Source organism: Limnohabitans lacus (assembly GCF_030053395.1).
Classification (GTDB): Bacteria; Pseudomonadota; Gammaproteobacteria; order Burkholderiales; family Burkholderiaceae_C; genus Limnohabitans_A; species Limnohabitans_A lacus.
On sequence record NZ_JASGBH010000004.1, the window covers coordinates 154,239 to 172,427 of the forward strand.

15 protein-coding genes and 1 tRNA gene are annotated in these 18,189 nt (G+C 61.1%); 8 read left to right on the forward strand and 8 right to left on the reverse strand.

Annotated elements, in window-relative coordinates; all coding sequences use genetic code 11:
* The first annotated feature begins 44 nt into the window (after positions 1-44).
* Both folD and QLQ16_RS07275 read left to right on the forward strand, forming a co-directional pair.
* Complete coding sequence (gene folD / locus QLQ16_RS07270; protein WP_283224030.1) at positions 45-896, forward strand: bifunctional methylenetetrahydrofolate dehydrogenase/methenyltetrahydrofolate cyclohydrolase FolD; 852 nt, start codon at positions 45-47, stop codon at positions 894-896.
* 31 nt (positions 897-927) lie between these two features.
* Entirely contained in the window at positions 928-2,976 is a 2,049-nt protein-coding gene (locus QLQ16_RS07275; RefSeq protein ID WP_283224031.1) for a M3 family metallopeptidase, read from the forward strand.
* A gap of 100 nt (positions 2,977-3,076) precedes the next feature.
* On the opposite strand, the gene QLQ16_RS07280 is transcribed toward QLQ16_RS07275, so the two are convergent.
* From QLQ16_RS07280 to QLQ16_RS07290, 3 genes are all read right to left on the reverse strand, one after another.
* Positions 3,077-3,153, reverse strand: a tRNA-Val gene (locus tag QLQ16_RS07280).
* A 29-nt stretch (positions 3,154-3,182) separates the two neighbouring features.
* On the reverse strand, positions 3,183-5,339 hold the full coding sequence (locus QLQ16_RS07285) for a RelA/SpoT family protein (RefSeq protein WP_283224123.1): 2,157 nt from the start codon (positions 5,337-5,339) through the stop codon (positions 3,183-3,185).
* Between the two features lie 82 nt (positions 5,340-5,421).
* The gene (locus tag QLQ16_RS07290; RefSeq protein ID WP_283224032.1) at positions 5,422-6,339 is read right to left on the reverse strand and encodes an alpha/beta fold hydrolase; all 918 of its coding nucleotides are present in this window, start codon (positions 6,337-6,339) and stop codon (positions 5,422-5,424) included.
* Positions 6,340-6,437: 98 nt separating this feature from the next.
* Between QLQ16_RS07290 and QLQ16_RS07295 the strand changes: the two genes are divergently transcribed.
* From QLQ16_RS07295 to QLQ16_RS07305, 3 genes are all read left to right on the forward strand, one after another.
* Positions 6,438-7,208, forward strand: coding sequence for a 3-hydroxybutyrate dehydrogenase (locus QLQ16_RS07295; protein ID WP_283224033.1), 771 nt, complete (start codon positions 6,438-6,440; stop codon positions 7,206-7,208).
* 31 nt (positions 7,209-7,239) lie between these two features.
* Positions 7,240-7,971, forward strand: a complete 732-nt coding sequence (gene ompR / locus QLQ16_RS07300) for an osmolarity response regulator transcription factor OmpR (RefSeq protein ID WP_283224034.1) — start codon at positions 7,240-7,242, stop codon at positions 7,969-7,971.
* Between the two features lie 167 nt (positions 7,972-8,138).
* Entirely contained in the window at positions 8,139-9,350 is a 1,212-nt protein-coding gene (locus QLQ16_RS07305) for a sensor histidine kinase (RefSeq protein WP_283224035.1), read from the forward strand.
* A 7-nt stretch (positions 9,351-9,357) separates the two neighbouring features.
* Here the strand turns inward: QLQ16_RS07305 and ispF are convergent, their stop codons facing one another.
* The gene (gene ispF, locus QLQ16_RS07310; protein ID WP_283224036.1) at positions 9,358-9,837 is read right to left on the reverse strand and encodes a 2-C-methyl-D-erythritol 2,4-cyclodiphosphate synthase; all 480 of its coding nucleotides are present in this window, start codon (positions 9,835-9,837) and stop codon (positions 9,358-9,360) included.
* Positions 9,834-10,559: a 2-C-methyl-D-erythritol 4-phosphate cytidylyltransferase gene (gene ispD / locus QLQ16_RS07315; RefSeq protein WP_283224037.1), complete on the reverse strand. Its 726-nt coding sequence runs from the start codon at positions 10,557-10,559 to the stop codon at positions 9,834-9,836. The genes ispF and ispD overlap by 4 nt, the downstream gene beginning before the upstream one ends.
* A gap of 225 nt (positions 10,560-10,784) precedes the next feature.
* Between ispD and mfd the strand changes: the two genes are divergently transcribed.
* Together mfd and serB are read left to right on the forward strand one after the other, a co-directional pair.
* Positions 10,785-14,279: a transcription-repair coupling factor gene (gene mfd / locus QLQ16_RS07320; RefSeq protein WP_283224124.1), complete on the forward strand. Its 3,495-nt coding sequence runs from the start codon at positions 10,785-10,787 to the stop codon at positions 14,277-14,279.
* 32 nt (positions 14,280-14,311) lie between these two features.
* A complete protein-coding gene (gene serB / locus QLQ16_RS07325) occupies positions 14,312-15,028 on the forward strand; it encodes a phosphoserine phosphatase SerB (RefSeq protein ID WP_283224038.1) in 717 nt (238 codons plus the stop codon).
* A gap of 35 nt (positions 15,029-15,063) precedes the next feature.
* On the opposite strand, the gene QLQ16_RS07330 is transcribed toward serB, so the two are convergent.
* The 3 genes from QLQ16_RS07330 to QLQ16_RS07340 form a co-directional block, all read right to left on the reverse strand.
* Positions 15,064-15,279, reverse strand: coding sequence for a DUF3820 family protein (locus tag QLQ16_RS07330; RefSeq protein ID WP_283224039.1), 216 nt, complete (start codon positions 15,277-15,279; stop codon positions 15,064-15,066).
* A gap of 10 nt (positions 15,280-15,289) precedes the next feature.
* Entirely contained in the window at positions 15,290-16,087 is a 798-nt protein-coding gene (locus QLQ16_RS07335) for an alpha/beta fold hydrolase (protein ID WP_283224040.1), read from the reverse strand.
* A 180-nt stretch (positions 16,088-16,267) separates the two neighbouring features.
* Positions 16,268-17,464, reverse strand: a complete 1,197-nt coding sequence (locus QLQ16_RS07340; RefSeq protein WP_283224041.1) for an aminotransferase-like domain-containing protein — start codon at positions 17,462-17,464, stop codon at positions 16,268-16,270.
* 52 nt (positions 17,465-17,516) lie between these two features.
* On the opposite strand from QLQ16_RS07340, the gene nth reads away from it, so the two are divergent.
* On the forward strand, positions 17,517-18,149 hold the full coding sequence (gene nth / locus QLQ16_RS07345; protein ID WP_283224042.1) for an endonuclease III: 633 nt from the start codon (positions 17,517-17,519) through the stop codon (positions 18,147-18,149).
* Positions 18,150-18,189 lie beyond the last annotated feature (40 nt).

The following is an 18,189-nucleotide window of genomic DNA, read 5'->3' on the forward strand; positions in this document are numbered from 1 at the left end:
TCGGGCGTTTTGCATTTTTCACCTGTCCTTTTCAAGTTCTAAACATGACCGCCCAAATGATCGATGGCAACGCCCTGTCCAAACAACTGCGCACCGAAGTGGCCACCCGCGCCCAAGCCCTCAAGGCCAAGGGCATCACGCCGGGACTGGCCGTGGTGCTGGTGGGTGACAACCCGGCCAGCCAGGTCTATGTGCGCAACAAGGTCAAAGCTTGCGAAGACAGCGGTCTGCATTCGGTGCTCGAAAAATACGATGCCACCATGACCGAAGCCGACCTGCTGGCCCGCGTGGCAGCGCTCAACGAGGACCCGAGCATCCACGGCATCTTGGTGCAACTGCCCTTGCCTGCGCACATTGATGCGCAAAAAGTGATCGAAGCCATCAGCCCCGCCAAGGATGTGGACGGCTTTCACATCGCCAGTGCCGGTGCCCTGATGACTGGTATGCCCGGCTTTTGGCCCTGCACACCCTACGGTTGTATGAAGATGCTCGAAAGCATCGGCTATGACCTGAAAGGCAAGCACGCCGTGGTGATTGGCCGCAGCAACATCGTGGGCAAGCCCATGGCGCTGATGCTGCTGCAAAAAGACGCCACGGTAACCGTGGCGCACTCGCGCACCCAGAACCTCAAAGCCCTGACCTTGCAAGCGGACGTGGTCGTGGCCGCTGTGGGCAAACGCAATGTGCTGACGGCCGACATGGTCAAGCCCGGCGCCGTGGTACTGGACGTGGGCATGAACCGCAACGACGAAGGCAAGCTGTGCGGCGATGTGGACTTTGAAGGCGTCAAGCAAGTCGCCAGCCACATCACCCCCGTGCCCGGCGGCGTGGGCCCCATGACCATCACCATGCTCTTGGTCAACACCCTTGAAGCGGCCGAACGCGTCGCCATCTGATCAGCTCCACCGCACCAACCCAGAAAGCCCCATGAGCGCCCAACCCAATCCTTTGCTCGAGACATCGGGCCTGCCCTTGTTTGACCAGATCCAGCCTGAACACGTGGCCCCTGCCATGGACGTGTTGCTGGCTGATGCCAACCAGGCCTTGGAAACCGTCACCGCGGCCGATTTCCCCGCGCAATGGCAAGCCATCGCCCAAACCCTGGATGTGAGCACCGAACGATTGGGCATCTCTTGGGGCGCTGTCAGTCACCTCAACAGCGTGGCCGACTCACCCGAGTTGCGCGCCGCTTACAACGCGGCCCTGCCATTGCTGACCGAATTTTGGACGCGTCTGGGCAGCGATGAGCGTTTGTATGCCAAGTACAAAGCCATCGACACCCGAACTTTGAATACCGAGCAAAAACAGGCCCATCAAAATGCGCTGCGCGGCTTTGTGTTGGGTGGCGCGGAGCTGCAAGGCGAGGCCAAAGTGCGTTATGCCGCCATTCAGGAGCGTTTGGCCGAACTGATCCAGAAGTTCAGCGAAAACACCTTGGATGCGACCGACCGCTTTGCCCTGTATGTGAGCGAAGACCGTTTGGCCGGCGTGCCCGCCGATGTGGTGCAAGCCACCCGCGCTGCCGCTGAGCAAGAAGGCCAAGCCGGCTGCCGTCTGACACTGAAAATGCCGGTGTACCTGCCGGTGATGCAATTTGCCCATGATGCGGCGCTGCGCGAGGAGCTCTACAAGGCGCACGTCACCCGTGCATCGGACCAGGCCCCCGAAGACAGCCGCCATTTCGACAACACCGCCTTGATGCAAGAGATCTTGGTCTTGCGCCAAGAAGAGTCACGCCTTCTGGGCTACGACAACTACGCGCAAGTGTCGGTGGTGCCCAAGATGGCCGAGTCACCCGAAAAAGTGATCGGCTTTTTGCGCGATCTGGCCGTGCGCGCCCGCCCCTTTGCCGAAAAAGACCTGGCCGACTTGCGTGAGTTTGCGGCCAAAGAGCTGGGCCACAACGGCCCCTTGAACGCCTGGGATGTCCCCTACATCAGCGAAAAGCTCAAAGAAGCGCGCTACAGCTTCAGCGAGCAAGAAGTCAAGCAGTACTTCACAGCGCCCAAGGTGTTGGCCGGTCTGTTCAAGATCATCGAAACCCTGTTTGAAGTCAGCATCCGCCCAGACCAAGCACCCGTGTGGCACCCTGCGGTGCAGTTTTTCCGCATTGAGCGCGCAGGCCAACTGGTGGGCCAGTTCTACCTGGACCAACCGGCCCGCGCAGGCAAGCGCGGTGGCGCCTGGATGGACGATGTGCGCGGCCGCTGGCAGCGCCCCGACACCGGCGCTTTGCAAACGCCCGTGGCGCACCTGGTGTGCAACTTCGCGGCCGGTGTCAATGGGCAGCCTGCGCTGCTCACGCACGACGACGTGATCACCCTCTTCCACGAGTTTGGCCACGGCTTGCACCACATGCTCACGCAAGTGAACGAACGCGATGTTTCAGGCATCAGCGGTGTCGAGTGGGACGCGGTCGAGTTGCCCAGCCAGTTCATGGAAAACTTCTGCTGGGAATGGTCGGTGCTCAGCCACATGACGGCCCACGTCGAAACGGGTGACCCACTGCCCCGCGAATTGTTCGACAAAATGCTGGCCGCCAAGAACTTCCAAAGCGGTTTGCAGACCTTGCGCCAGATCGAGTTTTCGCTGTTCGACATGTTGGTGCATGCCGAGCATGACCCTTCGCAAGACTTCATGCCGCTGTTGCAAGAGGTCCGCAACGAGGTGTCGGTGATGCAGCCGCCTGCCTTCAACCGAATGGCCCACACCTTCAGCCACATCTTTGCCGGGGGGTATGCCGCGGGTTACTACAGCTACAAGTGGGCTGAAGTGCTGAGCGCTGACGCCTACGCCGCGTTTGAAGAAACCGCCGGAGCTGATGGCAGCCCGAGCCTGGAAACTGGCCGCCGCTACCGCCAAGCCATTTTGGAAGCCGGCGGCAGCCGCCCTGCGTTGGAGTCCTTCAAAGCATTCCGGGGCCGCGAACCGAGCTTGGATGCGCTGCTGCGGCACCAAGGCATGGTCAGTGCCTGAAACAGAAATGGGCGTTTGTAGCGCCCATTTTTTTCATCGGTCGGAAAACAAAAAAGCCCGGTAAACATCTTGTTTACCGGGCTTTTGATCCTACCGAATTTGGTAGGCGCGATTGGACTCGAACCAACGACCCCCACCATGTCAAGGTGGTGCTCTAACCAGCTGAGCTACGCGCCTGTTGAAGCCTTGAATTATAGCAGTAAAAATCAGCGTCTTCGGGCAGAGCGCACACCTTTGACGTTTCGCACCGTGCCCAGAACCTTGTTGAGCCCTGCCGCATCGCTGATTTCCACCGTGAAAGTCATCCAGGCCGTGCCCTTGACCGATTGGGTTTGCACCCCGATCACGTTCATTTTTTCCTTGGCAAAGACCTCTGAAATGTCGCGCAGCAGACCTTGACGGTCAAAGGCTTCCACCGACACGTCGATCGGGTACACCGCGCCATCGGGGCCTTTGTGTTCGCCCCAGCGCACATCGATCACCCGCTCACCATGGCGTGAAGCCAGTTCACGGAAATTGCTGCAATCTTGACGGTGGATGCTCACGCCTTTGCCGCGCGTCACAAAGCCGCTGATCGCATCGGGCGGCGCGGGTTTGCAGCAACGCGACAACTGGGTCAAAAGCGAGTCCACCCCCACCACCAGCACGCCCGAAGGCGATTTGCGCGCCACAGCGCCTTTGAACTTCTTGGCCAGGTACTCATCGGGCAAGAGCGCTGGCTCGGGCGGGTTGAGCAAGACCTCGATGTTGCGCAGCGAATATTCGTCCTTGCCCACCACCTCGAACAAGCCCTCGGCCGACTTGAAGCCCAACTGGCTGGCCAAGTCATCGAGCTTGGTGGATGTGCGGCCCAGCCTTTGCAGCAGTTTTTCAACGGACTCTCGGCCACGGGCGATGGTCTCTTCGCTGATCTGGGCATTGAACCAAGCACGCACCTTGGCCCTGGCCCGGTTACTGACCAGATAACCCAGCTCCGGGTTCAGCCAATCACGGGACGGCCCGCCTTCCTTGATGGCTGTGACCTCGACCGTTTGGCCATTGGCCAAAGCGGTGTTGAGCGGCACCATCGCACCGTCCACTTTGGCCCCACGGCAACGGTGGCCCAAATTGGTGTGCACGGTGTAGGCAAAGTCCACCGGTGTGGCGCCTTGCGGAAGTTCCACCACCGCGGCATCGGGGGTCAGCACATAGATGCGGTCATCAAACAAACCCTCGCCCTGCCCTGCGCCCGACAGGTCACGCTCCCAGGCCAGCAGTTGGCGAAGCACCGCAATTTTGTTGTCGTATTCGCTGCTGGCCGAAACCCCCGCATAGCCTTTGGCACCAGCTTCTTTGTAGGCCCAGTGCGCCGCCACACCGTGTTCGGCATGGTCGTGCATGGCCTGGGTGCGGATCTGGATTTCGATGGGTCGACCATCCACATCGCGCACGACGGTGTGCAGTGATTGGTAGCCATTGGGTTTGGGCTTGGCGATGTAATCGTCGAACTCTTGAGCAATCGGCACAAAGTGCTCGTGCACCCAGCTGAGCACCTGGTAGCAATCGGCCACGGCCGGCACCACCACGCGCATGGCGCGGATGTCGAAGACCTGGTCAAAAGCCAATGACTTGCCGCGCATCTTGCGCACGATGCTGTAGATGTGTTTGGGTCGGCCATCGACTTGCGCTTTCACGCCTTGAGCAGCCAGTGCTTTCGCCATGCGTTCACGCAGATCGACCATGTAGCGCTCACGCTCGCCCCGCTTTTGATCGAGCAAGCTGGCCACTTCCTTGTACGTGACCGGCTCGAGAAACCGGAACGACAGGTCTTCCATTTCCCATTTGATCTGCCAGATGCCCAAGCGATTGGCCAAAGGTGCAAACACCTGCAAGGACTCGCGTGCCAAAGCGGGCGGCACCGGCAATTTGGTGGCGGCGTAATGGCGCAGGGTCTGCAAGCGCGAAGCCAAGCGCAGCATCACCACACGCAAGTCTCGGCTAAATGCCAGCAGCATCTTGCGCACGTTTTCGGTTTGCAGTTTGGGGTCTTCAGTCAACTGTGCACTGGTCTCGGCAGCCCGCGACAAGCGTTGCACGTGCACCAAATGGTTGGTCTGAATGGCCAATTGCGCCAAGTTGGATCCAAAGGCCTTGGCAATCACCTCTTCGGGCTTGTTCAAGTGCGGGCAGGCATACACCAGATAACTGGCCGCCTGCATCTGGGCCGAACCGCCAATCTCGGCCAAAATCGCCGCGACCGCATCGGCGTGCGCCAGGATGTTCTCGCCCGTGTCCAGGCATTCGCCCGAGATCAAAGGGTCGGCAAATGCTCTGGCGCGGGCCAGGGTTTCGGCCTGATCGGCCGAATCGGCCGTGGCCAGCATCACCGGCGGCACAGCGGCGTGCAAATGCGTGGAGACGCGTGTGGGGCTGGCGGCATGGCTGGTATTGGGGCTGACCATCGACTCAAGCCTCCAACAAGAAATGGGCCACCGCCTCGATTTGAGCGTCGCTGGTCAGGGTGGGCGCGTGCCCGCAATCGGGCCAGGTGACGAGTTGTGCGCGGGGGCCGCGCTCGGTCATGGCCAAGGCCGTTTCAGGCAATAGCAAATCCGACTGGCCGCCGCGTATGAGCAGGGTTTGGGCCCGGATCTGGTCGTACAAACCCCACATGACTTGCTCGCCCGCCGCGGCCGCTTCGGCCGTCAAAGCACGCAAAGGCGTGCCAATGGCCGGGTCGTAATGCAAGGTAACGCTCCCTTGTGCAGCAGGGCGCACCATGTGGGACGACATCTCGCGCCAAACATCGGCTGGCACAGGACCAAACCCGGCTGACAAAACCCTCAAGGCAGCCGCTGCTTCGTCCAGGCTCTGAAACTGGCCGTATTGCCCCACGTATTGCTGCATGCGCTGGACTGCAGCCCACGCGATGGCCGGTCCCACATCGTTGAGCACCAGTCGCCGAATCGGCGCTGGCATGGGCATAGCGGGCTGACCAGCCAACACCATGCCGATCACGCCGCCCATGCTGGTGCCCACCCAATCGAGCGTTTCGATGTCCACGCCCGAGCGCAACTGCGCCAGCAAGGCCAACATGTCGGACGCGTATTGCGGGATCTGGTAGCCCATGGGGTCACTGAGCCATTCGCTTTGGCCACGACCGGCCACATCAGGGCAGATCACTTGCAAGGGCTCGGGGCTTTGGGTCACCAAGGCCTTGGCCAAGCGGTCAAAATCGCGGCCCTGGCGGGTCAGGCCGTGCACACACAGCACCACGCGGCGGGCCGATGCCTCCCCCCAACGCCAATAGGCCATGCGGTGCTGGCCCTCGGGATGCGGGCATGGCACAAATTCAAGTTGGGGCTGCAAAAGGCTGGCGCTCATGACAATCGGACACAATCGAATCGGACGTGCTGCAAAACAGTGCTTTTGCAGCGCGATAATGGACTTTTATGCATCCTAATTCATCTGGAGTGGAAATCATGTTGCAAGGTAAAACAGCTTTGGTCACGGGTTCAACCAGCGGTATCGGTCTGGGCATCGCCAAGGCCCTCGCCAAGCAAGGCGCCAACATCGTGCTCAACGGTTTCGGCGACACCGAAGGCCCCCAAAAAGAAATTGCAGCCCTCGGTGTGAAAGTGGCCTACCACGGCGCCGACATGAGCAAGGCCAGCGAGATCGAAGCCATGATGAAGTTCGCTGCCGACACCTTTGGCCGCGTGGACATCCTGGTCAACAACGCCGGCATCCAGCATGTGGCCAAGATCGAAGACTTCCCCATCGAGCGATGGGATGCGATCATCGCCATCAACCTCTCCAGTGCTTTCCACGCCACCCGCTTGGCACTGCCCGCCATGAAGGCCGCCAACTGGGGTCGCGTGATCAACGTGGCCTCGATCCACGGCCTGGTGGGCTCTGCGGAAAAGTCGGCCTACGTAGCCGCCAAACACGGTGTGGTCGGCCTGACCAAAGTCACCGCACTGGAAAACGCCACCACCGGCGTGACCTGCAATGCAATTTGCCCTGGCTGGGTGCTGACGCCCCTGGTGCAAAAACAGGTGGACGCCAAAGCCGCCGACATGGGCCTGTCCAACGAAGCCGCCACCAAACTGCTGCTTCAGGAAAAAGAGCCCTCGATGCAATTCACCACGCCCGAAGAGTTGGGCGAGTTGGCGGTCTTTTTCTGCTCGCCAGCGGGCAACAACGTGCGCGGTGTAGCCTGGAACATGGATGGCGGCTGGACTGCCCAATAAGCGCCGTTTCAACCACACGCACTCACCGACCATGACAGCACCCTCATCCCGTCTGGACAAAATCGTCATCGTGGACGATGACGCCCGCATCCGTGATCTGCTGCGACGCTTCCTTTCGCAAGAAGGTTTTGATGTTCTGTTGGCCGAAGATGGCCGCGCATTGGATCGCATCCTTCAGCGAGAAACCATTGACCTGATCGTGCTGGATTTGATGCTGCCCGGTGAAGACGGCCTGAGCATTTGCACAAGACTGCGAACATCGGGTGTCAAAATGCCGGTCATCATGCTCACGGCGAAAGGCGAAGATGAGGACCGTATCCGTGGCCTTGAGATCGGCGCAGACGACTACCTGGGCAAACCCTTCAATCCGCGCGAATTGCTGGCACGGATCCACGCGGTGCTGCGCCGCCGCCCCCAGTCCGAGGTGCCTGGCGCCCCCGCGGGCGATGGCGAGGTCATCACGTTCAGTGATTTCAAATTCGATCTGGGGGCCAGGTCGCTCAGCAAGAATGGTCAAGACATTCCACTGACCTCCGGTGAATTCGCCATGCTCAAAGCTCTGGCACGCCATCCTCGACAAGCGCTGACCCGTGACAAATTGGCACAACTGGCGCGGGGGCGTGAATTTGAACCCTTTGACCGCAGCCTGGATGTTCAAGTGTCCCGCTTGCGAAAAATGATCGAGATCGACCCCGCTGCGCCCAAGATCATCCAGACAGTTTGGGGCGTCGGTTATGTCTTCGTCCCCGATGGTCAGTCGTGAGCGCTCCCGACGACAGGCTTGAGGGCAAACAAACTCCCCAAGCGCTCCTGCGCAGGCTGAAGTTCAGCCTTTTCTGGCGAACTTTTGCATTGCTGGCAATCCTGATTTTGTTCAGCAGTGTGGCCTGGCTACAGCTTTTTCGGACTCAGGAATTTGAGCCGCGCGTCTTGCGCAACGCGCACCAGATCGCCACGGTCGTCAACTTGACCAAAACCGCCTTGGTTCACAGCGATGCAATTGCCCGGGTGTCCTTGCTCAAAACCTTGGCCGACGAAGAAAGTGTGAACATTCTCACCCGTGAACCCGGTGATCGCATCGAACCCTTTGGCGAAACCGATATGGAAAAGCGCCTTGTGCAAGAAATGCTCAAGCGGCTTGGCCATGGCACCGTGATCGCCTCCAGCGTCAATGGTCAATCGGGGCTTTGGGTCGGCTTTGCCATTGAGCGAGACAGCTATTGGCTCCAAATGGATCCTGAACGCCTACGCCCATTGGGCGGTCAAACCTGGCTGATGTGGCTGAGCTTTGCGGCCATCTTGTCCCTGGGCGGTGCCGCCTTGATGGCCAGGTTGATCAACCGCCCCCTCAAACGTCTGTCTTATGCAGCCAGCCAAGTCCGGGAAGGTCACTTCCGAAATTCATCGCTCAATGAAGACGAAGCCACCAGTGAAATCCGCGAAGTCAACATTGGCTTTAACCGCATGGCCGAGCGACTGGCCAAAATTGAAGCGGAACGGGCCTTGATGCTGGCAGGGATCTCGCACGACCTGCGCACCCCCCTGGCCCGCTTGCGACTGGAGACCGAGCTGAGCGTGGCAGACGCCGAAACCCGAGAGCTCATGGCTGGCGACATTGCCCAACTCGACGAAATCATCGACAAATTTCTGGACTACGCACGACCCGAACCCACCGATTTGGGTCCGGTCTTGCTGTCGGGCGTGCTCAGCCGCTGCATCGTGCCTTGGCGCAACAACCCGCGACTGGAAATCTCCATTGATGTCGCAGAAGACTTGCACGTCATTGCTGAAACCGTGGAGCTGGGACGCATCTTGTCGAACCTGCTGGAAAACGCCCGCCGCTATGGTCAAAGCCCCAACGACGGCGTGACCCGGGTCGAGATCGTGGCCCGCGTGCACGACGGTTGGGTGCTGCTGCGCGTGCGCGACCAAGGCCCCGGCGTGTCTGAAGAAACCTTGAAGAACCTGACCCAACCGTTCTACCGGGGCGACACGGCCCGCACATCGGCCACAGGCTCTGGTCTGGGCTTGGCGATCGTGGAGCGCTCAGTGCAGCGCATGGGCGGCACGTTTTCGGTGTTCAACAACAGCGCCGGAGGCCTGATGGCGCTGATGAAATTCAAACAAGCCAACTTGGCTTGAGTTCAGTTCAGCGCTTGGCAAGCAAGGCCACCGCCCGTGCTTCCATGCTCTGGCTCATGCCCACAGGGCCAAGCTTTTCTGCGGTTTTGGCTTTCACATTGACCTGATCGCTCTGCACCCCCAAAGCCTGGGCCACCGAGGCGTTGATGGCTTGCATGTGCGGGGCCAGTTTGGGCGCTTGCGCGACGATGGTGCTGTCCACATTGACCAATTCATAGCCTGCCGCACGCACCCGGCGCATGGCCTCGGCCAGCAACACTTTCGAATCCGCCCCTTTGAATTGCGCATCGGTGTCTGGGAAATGCCGGCCAATGTCGCCCAAGCCCGCCGCACCCAAGACCGCATCGGTGATGGCGTGCAGCAGCACATCGGCATCCGAATGGCCCAGCAAGCCGGTGGTGTGGGGGATCTCCACCCCGCCCAAGACCAGCTTGCGGCCAGGCACCAGGGCATGCACGTCCCAGCCCTCTCCAATGCGAAAACTCATGTGCGACCTTTCAAAACGGCCTCGGCAAACGCAAAGTCGGCCGGGTAAGTGACTTTCAAATTCTGCGCCGAGCCCGGCACCAGTCGGGGCGACAGCCCCAAGCGCTCCATGGCGCTCGACTCGTCGGTGATGCCTTCAAAGCCCGAAGCGGCCACTTGGGCCAAAGCCGCATGCAAAGCGCCCAGGCGAAACATTTGCGGCGTTTGGGCCAGCCATTTGTCTTCGCGCGGCACGGTGCTGTGCACACGCACTGCATCGGCATCTTGGCGCTGCGCCTTGAGCGTGTCGGGCAAAGGCAAAGCCAGCAGGCCGCCCACCGGGTCGCCCTGGCAGGCCACAATCAAGGCAGCCACCGCCTCAGGCGTGATGAGGCAACGCGCTGCATCGTGCACCAAGACCCAATCGTCGGCGGACAAGCCTGCCGCCAGCATCGCTTGCAAGCCATTGAACACACTCTCGGCCCGCGAAGCGCCGCCACAAGCCACCCGCACAAAGCGCTCGGGCCATGAGGCTTGTGGCCAGAAAAAACGGTCATCGGGCGACACCACGAGCCAGCCCGAATCAAGCTGCGGCACTTGGGCCAGGGCCTGCACGGTGTGCATCACCATGGGCTGGCCAGCCACCATTTGGTATTGCTTGGGCATGGCCGTGCCCGCTCGGCTGCCAGTCCCCGCACAAGGGATGAGGGCATGAAAACGGGCCAAGGCATTGGGAGCGGTCATGCGTCGATTGTAGTTTTGTAGGTCGGCTGCTTCTGCCCCGACGTCACGTCGTGCGAGGCTAAGCCTTGTCAGGGCTGAAGACGCCAACCCACTGAACACTGTGGTTGACCAGGTCCGCACACCGTTTGGTCCGCCCAAAGCCCCTAAAATCACATCCAATTCGAACCACCCACACCCCCCTCCTTTTTGGCGGGGGGTGTTTTGCTTTTTTCCATCGGCACCGCCATGCAACTGCCCAGCCTGATTTCCGGCAAACGATTCACCCTGCCCCGCCCCGCCGGATCGGCCGACGCCGTGCTGCTGGCCCAACTGGCCAAGCGCGAGAAAAAAGCGGGCAAGCTCACCGCCATCGTCACCAGCGACGCAGCCGACGCCCAGCGCCTGATGGACGAGCTGGTGTTTTTTGCGCCCGATCTGCGCTGTGTGATGTTCCCCGACTGGGAAACCCTGCCGTATGACACCTTCTCGCCTCACCAAGACCTGATCAGTGAACGGCTGGCTACGTTGTGGCGCATCAAGCAGCGCAACCACGCCGAGAGCGCCGATGTGGTGTTGCTGCCCGCCACGACGGCGTTGTACCGGCTGGCCCCGCCGTCCTTTTTGGCGGGCTACACCTTCGAATTCAAGGTCAAGCAAAAGCTTGACGAAGCCCAGCTCAAGGCCCAACTCACGCTGGCGGGCTATTCACACGTCAGCCAAGTGGTCAGCCCCGGCGAATACGCGGTGCGCGGCGGCTTGATCGACCTCTTCCCCATGGGCTCGCTGGTGCCGTATCGCGTAGACCTGTTCGACGACGAGATCGACAGCATCCGCACGTTTGACCCCGACAGCCAGCGCAGCCTCTACCCCGTGCCCGAGGTGCGGCTTCTGCCCGGGCGCGAGTTCCCGATGGACGAGGCGGCGCGTGCGCGTTTCAGGAGCCGCTGGCGCGAACTGCTCGAAGGCGACCCGACCAAGAGCCGCATTTACAAAGACATGGGCGACGGCGTGGCCACGGCGGGCATCGAGTACTACCTGCCGCTGTTTTTTGAAGATACCGCCACGGTGTTCGACTACCTGGGCGCTGGCCAGGCCGATGCGGCCACCGTGGTGTTGCACGGCGATCTGGAACCCGCCTTCCAGCGCTTTTGGCAAGACACCAAAGACCGCTACCGCCTGGTGCAAGGTGACCCCGAGCGGCCCGTGCTGCCTCCTGATGCGCTGTTTTTAAGTGCAGAGCAGTTCTATGCCCAAAGCAATGGCCACGCCCAGTTGGCCTTGCGACAAGGCACGCACGACGTGGCCGACAACGCCCTGGCCCAGCCTCTGCCTGACCTCACCGTGGTGCGTGGTGCAGAAGACCCGCTGGCGCGGCTGCAAGCGCACATCCACAGCGGTAAGACCCGCGTGTTGATCCTGGCCGAAAGCGATGGCCGCCGCGAAAGCCTGATGGACTTCGTGCGCTCCAGCGGCCTCACGCCCCCGGTGTTCGACAGCCTCGAAGACTTTTTGACCAGCGACGAAAAAGTCGGCATGGCCACCGCTGCTTTGGTCAGCGGCTTTCACTGGTTCGAGCACGGCATCGACCTGGTCACCGAAACCGAACTCTTTGCCGCAGGCCCCACCACCCGCCGACGCAAAAAGCAGGAACAGGTCAGCGATGTGGAAGCCCTCATCAAAGACCTCTCCGAACTCAATGTGGGCGACCCTGTGGTGCACAGCCAGCACGGCATTGGCCGTTACCGGGGCCTGGTCAACATGGACATGGGGCAGAAAAACGAAGACGGCACGCCCGCCCTGCAAGAGTTTTTGCATTTGGAATACGCCGACCAAGCCACGCTTTATGTGCCGGTGAGCCAGCTGCAGCTGATTGGTCGCTACACAGGCGTGAGCGCCGACGAAGCGCCCCTGCACAAGCTGGGCAGTGGCCAATGGGAAAAGGCCAAGCGCAAAGCGGCCGAACAGGTGCGCGACTCGGCCGCCGAATTGCTCAACATCTACGCCCGCCGCGCCGCACGCGAAGGCCACGCCTTCCGCTACAGCCCGCAAGACTACGAAACCTTTGCCAACGACTTCGGCTTTGAAGAAACCGCCGATCAAAAAGCGGCTATCCACTGCGTGATTCAAGACATGATCAGCCCCCGCCCGATGGACCGCTTGGTTTGCGGCGATGTGGGTTTTGGCAAAACCGAGGTGGCGTTGCGGGCCGCCTTTGTGGCTGTGACGGGCGGCAAACAAGTCGCGCTGCTGGCTCCCACCACGCTGCTGGCCGAGCAGCATTACCAGACGCTCAAAGACCGCTTTGCCAAGTGGCCGGTCAAGGTGGCCGAGGTGTCGCGCTTTCGTTCGGGCAAAGAAGTCACAGCGGCCATGAAAGGCATAGAAGACGGCACGGTGGACATCGTGGTCGGCACCCACAAACTGCTGTCAGAAAAGACCCACTTCAAAAACCTGGGCCTCTTGATCATCGACGAAGAGCACCGCTTTGGTGTGCGCCACAAAGAGGCCATGAAAGCCCTGCGGGCCGAGGTCGATGTGCTCACGCTCACGGCCACCCCCATCCCCCGCACCATGGGCATGGCGCTGGAGGGCCTGCGCGATTTGAGCGTGATCGCCACCGCGCCGCAACGCCGCCTGGCCATCAAGACCTTTGTGCGCAACGAAGGCACGGGCGTGATCCGCGAGGCGGTGCTGCGCGAACTCAAGCGCGGCGGACAGTGCTACTTTTTGCACAACGAGGTCGAGACCATCGAAAACCGACGCCAAAAGCTCGAGGAAATCCTGCCCGAAGCCCGCATCGCCGTGGCCCACGGCCAGATGCCCGAGCGCGAGCTGGAGCGCGTGATGCGCGACTTTGTGGCCCAGCGCTACAACATCTTGCTGTGCTCGACCATCATCGAGACCGGCATCGACGTGCCCACGGCCAACACCATCGTGATCTCTCGCGCCGACAAATTCGGCCTGGCCCAGCTGCACCAGCTGCGCGGGCGCGTGGGCCGATCACACCACCAAGCCTATGCGTATTTGATGGTGCCCGAGATCGAAGGTCTGACCAAACAAGCCGCCCAGCGGCTTGACGCGATCCAGCAAATGGAAGAGTTGGGCAGCGGCTTTTATTTGGCCATGCACGACCTGGAGATCCGCGGCGCGGGCGAAGTGCTGGGCGAAAACCAAAGCGGCAACATGCTTGAAGTGGGCTTTCAGCTCTACAACGAGATGCTGTCCGAAGCGGTGCGCAGCTTGAAAGCGGGCAAAGAACCGGACTTGCTCAGCCCCCTGTCGGTCACGACAGACATCAACCTGCACGCCCCCGCCCTGCTGCCCAACGACTACTGTGGCGACGTGCACCTGCGCCTGAGCTTTTACAAAAAGCTGGCCACCGCCAAAACCAACGACCAGATCGACGCCCTGCTCGAAGAACTGGTGGACCGCTTTGGCAAGCTCCCCCCGCAAGCGCAGACGCTGGTCGATGTGCACCGCCTGCGCGTGCTGACCCAGCCTTATGGCGTGATCAAAGTCGACGCCGCTCCAGGTGTCATCCAGATCACCTTCAAGCCCAACCCACCTGTGGACCCGATGGCCATCATTGGCCTGATCCAAAAGAACAAACACATCAAGCTGGCGGGCAACGACAAACTGCGCATCGAACGCGAACTGCCCGACCCCAAGGCGCGGGCGCAGATGGTGCGGGATGTGTTGAGATCCTTGGGGCAGCCCAAGACCGAAACAGCCGCCGTCTGAGACCCTTCAACGATCTTCGATAATCTTGACCCATGACCACTGTGAACGAATTCGCCCCCGGCCTCGCCATTCAGGGGTTCACCGCCCCCCTGCCTTTGTCCCAGTTCAAGCTCATCGCGTTTGACATGGACTCCACGCTCATCAGCATCGAGTGCATCGACGAGATCGCCGACGCCGTGGGCCGCAAGGCCGAAGTCGCGGCCATCACCGAGGCCGCCATGCGCGGCGAGATCACCGACTTCAAAGAAAGCCTGCGCCGCCGTTTGGCGCTGCTCAAGGGCGTGACGCTGGCCGACATGGAGCGCGTTTACACCGAGCGCCTGAAGATCAACCCCGGCGCGGCCGAGTTGATCGCCGCTTGCCAAAAGGCGGGCATGAAGGTGCTGCTGGTGTCCGGTGGCTTCACCTTCTTTGCCGACCGCGTGAAAGAGCGCCTGAACATCGACTTTGCCCGCTCCAACCAACTGGAGATCGTGGGTGGCGAGCTCACGGGCGGCTTGGTGATGCAAAGCTGGGGCGACATTTGCGATGGCGCCGAAAAACGCCGCACATTGCTCGAAGTCGCTTCGCTGCTGGGCATCGCGCCGCACGAGTGCATCGCCATGGGCGACGGCGCCAACGACCTGCCCATGATGGGAGCCGCAGGTTTATCGGTGGCCTACCACGCCAAACCCAAAGTGCGTGAGCAGGCCATGGTGGCCATCCAAGAAGGCGGGTTGGACCGCTTGCTGGAAGTCGTCAAGCCCTGAATGGGGGTGATCTTGTCTGGGTTGAACCCGACGACCTATCTTGAATGGCGCAAAGGCCGCAGCAAATCTTTCAGGCCGTTGTGGTCAATCTCTTGCATGAGTTGCAGCAAACGCCCCACCTCGCCTTTGGGGAATCCCTCGCGCGCAAACCAGTTGAGGTAGTTACCCGGCAAGTCGGCGATCAGCACGCCCTTGTGTTTGCCAAAGGGCATGGGCGTGTTGACAAGTTTGAGCAGATCTTCGGCTTGCATGCCTGTGTCCTCAAGCCTGGCCCCAGAGCCATTCACGCACCCGCGCATGGAAGGCTTCAGGACGCGAGATCATGACCCAATGCCCACAGGGCAAGCCCTGCACCGCACTGCCGGGCGTGGCGGCGACTTTGTCCAGCCATTGGGCCGAATGGAACATGAAGGGTTTGCGCTCGCCGTAAACAAACAGCAAGGGCATGGGCAGCTGGATTTGCGCCGCCCCCTTGAAGCCACCCGCCGTGCCGAACCATTGCATGGCGTAGGGGTAGTTCATTTGGTAGGTGATGCGCTCTGGCTCGGTCGGGCAACGCAGCCAACGCGCCATGGCACGGGTCATGCGGGTGCCCAGACGGCCGCCCAACTTCCAGGCCAGGGCCAGCCAGACCTGGTAGCCCATCACAGAGAGTTTTTCTTTGGCGCCCCAGCCGCGCAACAAGGCACCCGAGTTGTGGTCCCCCACGTCCACCGCCACCACGCGGGCTACGCGATCTGCGTGGCGCATGGCGAACTCATAACCAAAGATGCAGCCCCAATCGTGCACCATCAGCGTCACAGGCTTGTCGGGGCTGATGCGGTCCACGATCTGGCGCAGCAGCTGACACATGTCGGCCAGGCTGGTCGATGAAGGACCGGTCTCAAAGCCCGGCAGCGTGATGCGTGCGCAAGTGGCGCGGTCTTGCAGGGCGTCCACAGTGCCGTCCCACAGGGCTCGGGTGTCCGGCCAGCCGTGCAGCATCAGGATCACCTCATCACCCTCACCTTGCAGCCAGACCTCGGTGCCGTTGATGGTGATGCAAAGTTCAGTGCTCATGGTTTTATGGGGCAGTGTGTTGACAAATGAGGTCGAGAATTTCAACGCAACCATCGCCAGCAAGGCTGGCTCCTACATGGGTCGCAGCTTTTTGTAGGAGCTTGCCCTGCAAGCGATCACCTGCAGGCCCAAGACCCCCACATCGCCAGCAGGGCTGGCTCCTACAAAACAAGTGCGTGATCAAAGCGCCTTGGCCAGCCGCGCCACGCCGTCAAGGATCTTGTCTTCGCCCACGGTGGCAAAGCTCAGGCGGAAGGTGGCATGGTCGGGGTTGGCGCAGAAGAACGGCGTGCCCGGCACAAAGGCCACGCCGTTGTCGATGGCGCGTTTGGCAAACGCATTGCCGTCGGCCACTTTGCCGCCAGCGCCCGTCAGGCGCGCCCACACAAACAAGCCGCCTTGGGGTTGCACAAAATCCACCGCATCGCCCAATTCGCGACGCAAGGCGTCGCCCATGGTTTGAGCGCGTTGGGCGTAAACGCTGCGCACTTTGTCCAAGGTGGCGGGCATGCGGCCCGCCTTGAGGTATTGCGCGGCCGTGGCCTGGGCAAAGGTGCTGGTGTGTGCGTCGCTGAACTGCTTGCACATGGTGGCGCGGGCCAGCAATTCGGCAGGCGCGATCATCCAGCCCACGCGCAGGCCGGGCGACAGCACTTTGGACAGAGACCCGCAATGCACCAGCAGCTCGCGGCTGCCAGGCACGGATGCACTCATGGCCAGCAGGCTGGGTGGAGGCGCTTCGCCAAAATACAAATCGCCATAGGGATCGTCTTCGACAATCAGGGTCTGGTGTTTGACGGCCATCTCCAGCACCTGCTGGCGGCGCTCAGCGCTGAGCAAGGCGCCACTCGGGTTTCCAAAGGTGGGGATCAAATACACAAACTTGGGCTTGTGCTCGGCGATCAGCTTTTCCAGCTCGTCGGTTTTGACGCCATGGCCGTCCACCGGGGCGCTGATGAGTTCGGCCCCATACAAACGGAAGCACTGGATGGTGGCCAAAAAGGTTGGGCCTTCCACGATCACCTTGTCACCGGGGCTGATCATGGTTTTGCCGATCAGGTCCAGCGCCTGCTGGCTGCCGGTGGTCACGATCAGCTGGTCGGCGGCCACATCCTTGGCGCCCTTTTGGGCCATGAAGTGGGCCAGTTGCTCGCGAAGCGGGCCAAAGCCTTCGGTCGCGCCATATTGCAGGGCTGCGCCCGGGTCTTGCGCCAGCGCGGCGTTGCTCGCTTCGCGGATGCCATCCACGTCGAACATGGCGCTGTCAGGAAAGCCCCCTGCAAAGCTGATGATGCCGGGCTTGCCCAAGAGCTTGAACAGCTCGCGGATGGCGGAGGTTTCGACGTTGTTCAGGCGGTCTGCGAACTGCAAAGGCATGGTGTATCTTCCGTGTTGACTTGGCCGACATTTTGCCAACATCCCAAAGCCCATGAACGCCTCACAGATCGAATCTTTTTTTGCCACCCTGCAAGCGGCCAACCCCATGCCCGTAACCGAGCTGGAATACACCAGCGTCTTTGAGTTGCTGGCTGCCGTTTTGCTGTCGGCCCAAGCCACCGATGTGGGCGTGAACAAGGCCACGCGCAAACTGTTTCCGGTGGCAGGCACACCGCAAAAGATTTTGGATCTGGGTCTGGAGGGACTGGAGGGCCACATCAAGACCATCGGCCTGTACCGCAGCAAAGCCAAACACCTCATGCAGACCTGCCAAATTTTGGTCGAGCAGCACGGCGGTCAGGTGCCCCGCACTCGCGAAGCCCTGGAAGCCCTGCCCGGCGTCGGTCGTAAAACCGCCAATGTGGTGCTGAATTCGGCCTTTGGCGAGGCGACCATGGCGGTGGACACGCACATCTTCCGCCTGGGCAACCGCACGGGCCTGGCCCCCGGCAAAACGCCATTTGAAGTCGAGCAAAAGTTGCTCAAACGCATCCCGGCCAACTACCTGGTGGATGCCCACCACTGGCTGATCTTGCATGGGCGCTATGTGTGCCAAGCGCGCAAACCGCAGTGCCCGCAATGCGCGGTGGCGGCTTATTGCGACTTCAAGCCCAAAACGCTTTGATTCGCTTCCAGCAACGACTACTTTGGTAGTCCGATTGAGC